Annotated in this window: 6 protein-coding genes and 1 pseudogene; 5 read left to right on the top strand and 2 right to left on the bottom strand. The window is 45.2% G+C overall.

What is annotated here, in order from left to right:
* Positions 1-359 precede the first annotated feature (359 nt).
* Positions 360-701, top strand: a complete 342-nt coding sequence (gene ardK, locus MRY16398_RS30430; protein WP_000057569.1) for an antirestriction protein ArdAB regulator ArdK — start codon at positions 360-362, stop codon at positions 699-701.
* A gap of 14 nt (positions 702-715) precedes the next feature.
* Here the strand turns inward: ardK and MRY16398_RS30425 are convergent, their stop codons facing one another.
* Together MRY16398_RS30425 and MRY16398_RS30420 are read right to left on the bottom strand one after the other, a co-directional pair.
* Entirely contained in the window at positions 716-1,507 is a 792-nt protein-coding gene (locus tag MRY16398_RS30425) for a SprT-like domain-containing protein (RefSeq protein ID WP_001452808.1), read from the bottom strand.
* Between the two features lie 150 nt (positions 1,508-1,657).
* A pseudogene (locus tag MRY16398_RS30420) lies at positions 1,658-2,107 on the bottom strand (DUF4113 domain-containing protein); the annotation flags it as partial.
* 187 nt (positions 2,108-2,294) lie between these two features.
* Here MRY16398_RS30420 and MRY16398_RS30415 point away from each other — a divergent pair.
* The 4 genes from MRY16398_RS30415 to ardR all read left to right on the top strand — a co-directional run bounded on the left by MRY16398_RS30415 (position 2,295) and on the right by ardR (position 6,258).
* Positions 2,295-3,557 carry an IS1380-like element ISEcp1 family transposase gene (locus MRY16398_RS30415; RefSeq protein ID WP_000608644.1) on the top strand — a complete coding sequence of 421 codons (1,263 nt, stop codon included), beginning with the start codon at positions 2,295-2,297 and terminating at the stop codon, positions 3,555-3,557.
* A gap of 256 nt (positions 3,558-3,813) precedes the next feature.
* Positions 3,814-4,689, top strand: a complete 876-nt coding sequence (locus tag MRY16398_RS30410) for an extended-spectrum class A beta-lactamase CTX-M-2 (RefSeq protein ID WP_025368620.1) — start codon at positions 3,814-3,816, stop codon at positions 4,687-4,689.
* Between the two features lie 681 nt (positions 4,690-5,370).
* Positions 5,371-5,796, top strand: a complete 426-nt coding sequence (gene ardB / locus MRY16398_RS30400) for an antirestriction protein ArdB (RefSeq protein WP_000447669.1) — start codon at positions 5,371-5,373, stop codon at positions 5,794-5,796.
* A gap of 57 nt (positions 5,797-5,853) precedes the next feature.
* Positions 5,854-6,258, top strand: coding sequence for an antirestriction protein ArdAB regulator ArdR (gene ardR / locus MRY16398_RS30395; RefSeq protein ID WP_000881513.1), 405 nt, complete (start codon positions 5,854-5,856; stop codon positions 6,256-6,258).
* Position 6,259: the final 1 nt, after the last annotated feature.

Here is a 6,259-nt window from a genome sequence, read left to right as displayed (position 1 = left end):
TTATTTATGATTTTAAATCAATGAGTTATATAGCTCTAAAAGACTTTAAAAAGATAAAAAATCTATAAAATACCTTTTAAAAATATGCCTGTGGATATGTGCATATCATCGCTTACCAGCGCCGCTTCGCGGCTCGGTCAACCCCTCAGAACCGCGAAAACAAGTTTCGCAGTTCTTCACGGTTCATGTTTTAATCCAAGCATGGCGCCAGCACCTTCGCGGCACCATCGAGGCCCGCGCTGCTGCCGCACCGGGCCTCACCCTCAAATAAAATAAAGTTTATAAAAATCGTACTTGTATTGACCCCAGTTTATTCTGAGTATATCCTTTCTGTAACCAAAACTACGGAGGCGCCACAGATGGCTCAGAAAAACAGAATTTCAGAAACAGAATGGAAACAGCTGCTGCCGCAAATGGCTTCCTTTGCACACATCACAACAGATATTGGCTATTCCGTGCTTGTCAAAGGTGAGAAATCATCAGACGTAGCCACGCGAGTAGGCCGTTCCAAGCAAAACATTTCCAGCACCGTTAAGCGAATCTGGGATTTGTACCAGAACACCACTCTTAAAGCCGAGAACGGCGAACCATTAAAATTAGTTCAGGTCTGGATACCAGCAAGCCTTGCTGAAACTGTTTTAAAAGAAGCCGCGAAGTACAGCATTAATAACATCACGACCTCGGAAATGGAAAAAAAATAAAGTCCGAAAGGACTTTATTTTAAGACTACTAACGCGGCTTTATTACAGTGCTCGCCACCACAGTAAACCACTATCCCCGGTTTACCCCAGAGATTGATATGACACACCGGGCAGCTGTACTTTTCCCGGTTTGTTTTGTTCACCGGCGCTTCAGGCGGCGGGGTTACAAATCGCATGGCCTCTATGATCTCGTCGTCGAGTTCAACCGGGTCGCGCCCTTCCTCCACCTCCTGTTCGTGTTCGCTATCATCTTCCTCGTCGTCAATATAGCCTTTTCCTGTAGGGCTTAGCACAGCGCCAGGCTTAGGCTGGTAAGGCGGAAACCTGTCCATCCAGGAAAGCCGGAAATGGCCTGTCAGCAGTTCATCACAGGCCATATCGAAAGGGCCACCGGCAATAATATAATGGGTCATGCTCTGGCCCACTTTCCTGCCTCCCGGTTCGCCGGTATCAGAAGGCATTAGTCCTACCCGTTCCATCCGGGCCGCCCACTGTTTGTTGTGATAGCCACGGCGGCCAGGCTCGCCAAAATGGAATTGCCACTGATGAACCATCTCATGCACCAGTGTTGAAAGCGTGGCCTTTATGGTTCTGATCGAGAAATACACCGGATTCATAGCGATCTCGTCTACCGTGTACCCACTCTCACGGCCGACGAAACGCTTAAAGGAACAATAGCCATACGTTCGCTTCTCACGCTGCAACGTTATCAGGCATGGCGGCAGCTCGTTGCTGAATAGCTTCTCATTAAAAAAATCGTAGGCTCTCTGAAGTTCATCGTAGGTTTCGGGCGTAGGCAAATTCACTGTTAACCTCACATATATGTATTGTGCAATACACATAATTTAGCTGATCTTTTATACAGATGAAACGCCTTTTACCGAAAACCGCGAAACCGCGCCGAAACTCGTTTCGGCCGGTTGAGGGGTTGACCGGCCCGCGTGCGGCGCCGGTAATTATTTGATGGTTGCTGTTGGTATCGAGCGCCAGTCTGTCGTGTAATCAGGTGACAACATCTGACGGCGCATGGCAAAGGAGTTATCGATGCCCTGGCCTGCAAAAAACAGCTGGCTCTTGCCACGCCGGTTTATGCCATCGAGAACAGCCATTAACGCCTCGCTGCCAGCTGAAGGCGTAGCAGAGTCGAATAAATCCAGCTGGGCCTCCTTTCCGCTGAAATCGGCCAGCATGATCCCTGCTTTTGCATACGCAATATCTTCCCGCCAGATCCGCGCCAGCGCGGCTTGTGCCGCCTGAATTATCGTGCGGCTGTCCTGGGTTGCCACCGTCAGTTTTTCGGTTGCCTGATTGGCATACTGTGTATCACGCACTGAATAAGGACTGGTGCGGATAAAGACGCTTATGACGCGGCAGTATTGCCGCTCATTACGCAGTTTTTCAGTACTATTATTTTACCATATATCGAGTCATAAAAGCTGATAATTTAACATATTTTTGAGCACTTTTCTTTCACCCAATGGGTGAAAGCTGAATTTCGAAGGAATGCATATTTATCAAGGCTTTGATTATGCTTTTTGAAGTACTGACGTAGAATCTAGGTAGTAAGAAAAGTAGTAAAAAGGGGTTCTAATTATGATTAATAAAATTGATTTCAAAGCTAAGAATCTAACATCAAATGCAGGTCTTTTTCTGCTCCTTGAGAATGCAAAAAGCAATGGGATTTTTGATTTTATTGAAAATGACCTCGTATTTGATAATGACTCAACAAATAAAATCAAGATGAATCATATAAAGACCATGCTCTGCGGTCACTTCATTGGCATTGATAAGTTAGAACGTCTAAAGCTACTTCAAAATGATCCCCTCGTCAACGAGTTTGATATTTCCGTAAAAGAACCTGAAACAGTGTCACGGTTTCTAGGAAACTTCAACTTCAAGACAACCCAAATGTTTAGAGACATTAATTTTAAAGTCTTTAAAAAACTGCTCACTAAAAGTAAATTGACATCCATTACGATTGATATTGATAGTAGTGTAATTAACGTAGAAGGTCATCAAGAAGGTGCGTCAAAAGGATATAATCCTAAGAAACTGGGAAACCGATGCTACAATATCCAATTTGCATTTTGCGACGAATTAAAAGCATATGTTACCGGATTTGTAAGAAGTGGCAATACTTACACTGCAAACGGTGCTGCGGAAATGATCAAAGAAATTGTTGCTAACATCAAATCAGACGATTTAGAAATTTTATTTCGAATGGATAGTGGCTACTTTGATGAAAAAATTATCGAAACGATAGAATCTCTTGGATGCAAATATTTAATTAAAGCCAAAAGTTATTCTACACTCACCTCACAAGCAACGAATTCATCAATTGTATTCGTTAAAGGAGAAGAAGGTAGAGAAACTACAGAACTGTATACAAAATTAGTTAAATGGGAAAAAGACAGAAGATTTGTCGTATCTCGCGTACTGAAACCAGAAAAAGAAAGAGCACAATTATCACTTTTAGAAGGTTCCGAATACGACTACTTTTTCTTTGTAACAAATACTACCTTGCTTTCTGAAAAAGTAGTTATATACTATGAAAAGCGTGGTAATGCTGAAAACTATATCAAAGAAGCCAAATACGACATGGCGGTGGGTCATCTCTTGCTAAAGTCATTTTGGGCGAATGAAGCCGTGTTTCAAATGATGATGCTTTCATATAACCTATTTTTGTTGTTCAAGTTTGATTCCTTGGACTCTTCAGAATACAGACAGCAAATAAAGACCTTTCGTTTGAAGTATGTATTTCTTGCAGCAAAAATAATCAAAACCGCAAGATATGTAATCATGAAGTTGTCGGAAAACTATCCGTACAAGGGAGTGTATGAAAAATGTCTGGTATAATAAGAATATCATCAATAAAATTGAGTGTTGCTCTGTGGATAACTTGCAGAGTTTATTAAGTATCATTGCAACAAAGATGAAATCAATGATTTATCAAAAATGATTGAAAGGTGGTTGTAAATAATGTTACAATGTGTGAGAAGCAGTCTAAATTCTTCGTGAAATAGTGATTTTTGAAGCTAATAAAAAACACACGTGGAATTTAGGTTCAATGAATACTTGAAGGCCAAGGGATAATACTAATAGAGGATTTTTAATGATGACTCAGAGCATTCGCCGCTCAATGTTAACGGTGATGGCGACGCTACCCCTGCTATTTAGCAGCGCAACGCTGCATGCGCAGGCGAACAGCGTGCAACAGCAGCTGGAAGCCCTGGAGAAAAGTTCGGGAGGTCGGCTTGGCGTTGCGCTGATTAACACCGCCGATAATTCGCAGATTCTCTACCGTGCCGATGAACGTTTTGCGATGTGCAGTACCAGTAAGGTGATGGCGGCCGCGGCGGTGCTTAAACAGAGCGAGAGCGATAAGCACCTGCTAAATCAGCGCGTTGAAATCAAGAAGAGCGACCTGGTTAACTACAATCCCATTGCGGAGAAACACGTTAACGGCACGATGACGCTGGCTGAGCTTGGCGCAGCGGCGCTGCAGTATAGCGACAATACTGCCATGAATAAGCTGATTGCCCATCTGGGTGGTCCCGATAAAGTGACGGCGTTTGCTCGCTCGTTGGGTGATGAGACCTTCCGTCTGGACAGAACCGAGCCCACGCTCAATACCGCCATTCCAGGCGACCCGCGTGATACCACCACGCCGCTCGCGATGGCGCAGACCCTGAAAAATCTGACGCTGGGTAAAGCGCTGGCGGAAACTCAGCGGGCACAGTTGGTGACGTGGCTTAAGGGCAATACTACCGGTAGCGCGAGCATTCGGGCGGGTCTGCCGAAATCATGGGTAGTGGGCGATAAAACCGGCAGCGGAGATTATGGCACCACCAACGATATCGCGGTTATCTGGCCGGAAAACCACGCACCGCTGGTTCTGGTGACCTACTTTACCCAACCGGAGCAGAAGGCGGAAAGCCGTCGGGATATTCTGGCTGCGGCGGCGAAAATCGTAACCCACGGTTTCTGATGCAATAAATGGAGCGAGGTATCGCTCCATTTACGTTAAAAATGTGCTCCTGAACTTCAGTCTTGTCTTGCAACGAACCCTCATCTCTTTCTATCATTCCGCTCTTTTTTCTGGACCAAATATCTTAGCTTCAGGAAGGTAATAGATAACAATTTCTTATGTAAACTATTTTATTTTAAATAATGTTTAAGGCATTTAATTATTAGGTTGTTTGTTTTTATTGTAATTATCTGATTTACACTTGCAGTATTCCTAATCGACCTTCATAGCGATCTTCCAAATCACTGTTTACTTATACAGTATCGCTGTTATGGTCAGGTTGGCAAGTTTTACAGGTACTCTACTATATGTAGTGCTGCTTCAGCTGCCAACGAACGCTATATATAGTGTTTGTTGGCTTTCTGCTTTCTCAGTGTCCCCTGTAACCGGCCGCGTGGCGGCGGGCTAGCAGGGAGGGGGGTGGCCTGTCGCTCCGGTCAGTCCCGCAGTTTCCGGCGATTTGCCCCCGGTGTCCGGTGGAGTCCGGCGAGGTCGCCTTCCATGCTCTGACGGGCATAAAATTAGGTAAATATAATCCGTACTTGTATTGACTTTAACGCCCCATTGTACGATAATTAAAAAGTGGCAGGTGATGTGCCTGCCGCTTAACCATCGCCGGTATCGGCTTAAAGAGGAAGTATCATGGAAACTATCGAAATCACCGCCCGCTACATTTCTGAAAACGCCCGCATGAACTTCATGCCTGCGGCATTTCGTGGCGCTTTCTTCAGCGCAGATCACTTCATTCAGTCCTTTCTGAATCGTTACGCTAAAGACTACCAGGGAGGGTATTGGGAATACCTTCAGGCCAGCAATGGCGCGTTTTTTATGGAAGCGCCCCAACCTCTTTGGCTCTCGTTACCTAACTATTTTGAAGGTGAATGCAGCGCGCGCGAAGTAGGGATTATTGTTTGTCTGTATGCCTACAGTTACTTTTGCGGGCTGGCATATGAAGAAGGCAAAGCCGAACTGAACGAAACGATGGCTAACCGGTATCACCTGTTGCGGGAGTACGTTAATACGCTGGAGAACGAAAGCCAGAATCGTATTTATCGTGCCATTGATTAACTGATAACCAGGCGGGCAAAGCCCGCCTTATCGTGACTGTCACGCTCAGGGGAAACTATGTTAGCGACACTTCAACACCCTACCGCCTGGCAATTGCCAGATCGGTTAATGCTTTTGGAACTGTTAATGTTCGATTACCGTAATTCCGATCAGGAGCGCTACGGCCAGCAAATCTATCACCACTATCGTAAACAGGGTAATCATCGCTGGGATACTTCTGTTCATCAGGATAGCGGCGGCCAATACGCGATTATTTTCCGGCACTCCTTCAGCAAAAAACAGGCTGATGGCGTTAAGCGAACGATGATCCGCGATGAAACCGTTATACGGGCAGGTACGGCGCAGGAGCTGACAGAAGCGACATTTCCCGACTTCCAGGATAGCGATATTCTGAAGGCGTCGGATTTCTTTAAGTCGCTTATCCAGCGCAAAGCGGCAGACGTAACACAAACCGATATTTGAG

The organism is Phytobacter sp. MRY16-398 (assembly GCF_003925915.1).
Classification (GTDB): Bacteria; Pseudomonadota; Gammaproteobacteria; order Enterobacterales; family Enterobacteriaceae; genus Phytobacter; species Phytobacter diazotrophicus.
This window is presented reverse-complemented; position numbering and strand designations above follow the sequence as displayed.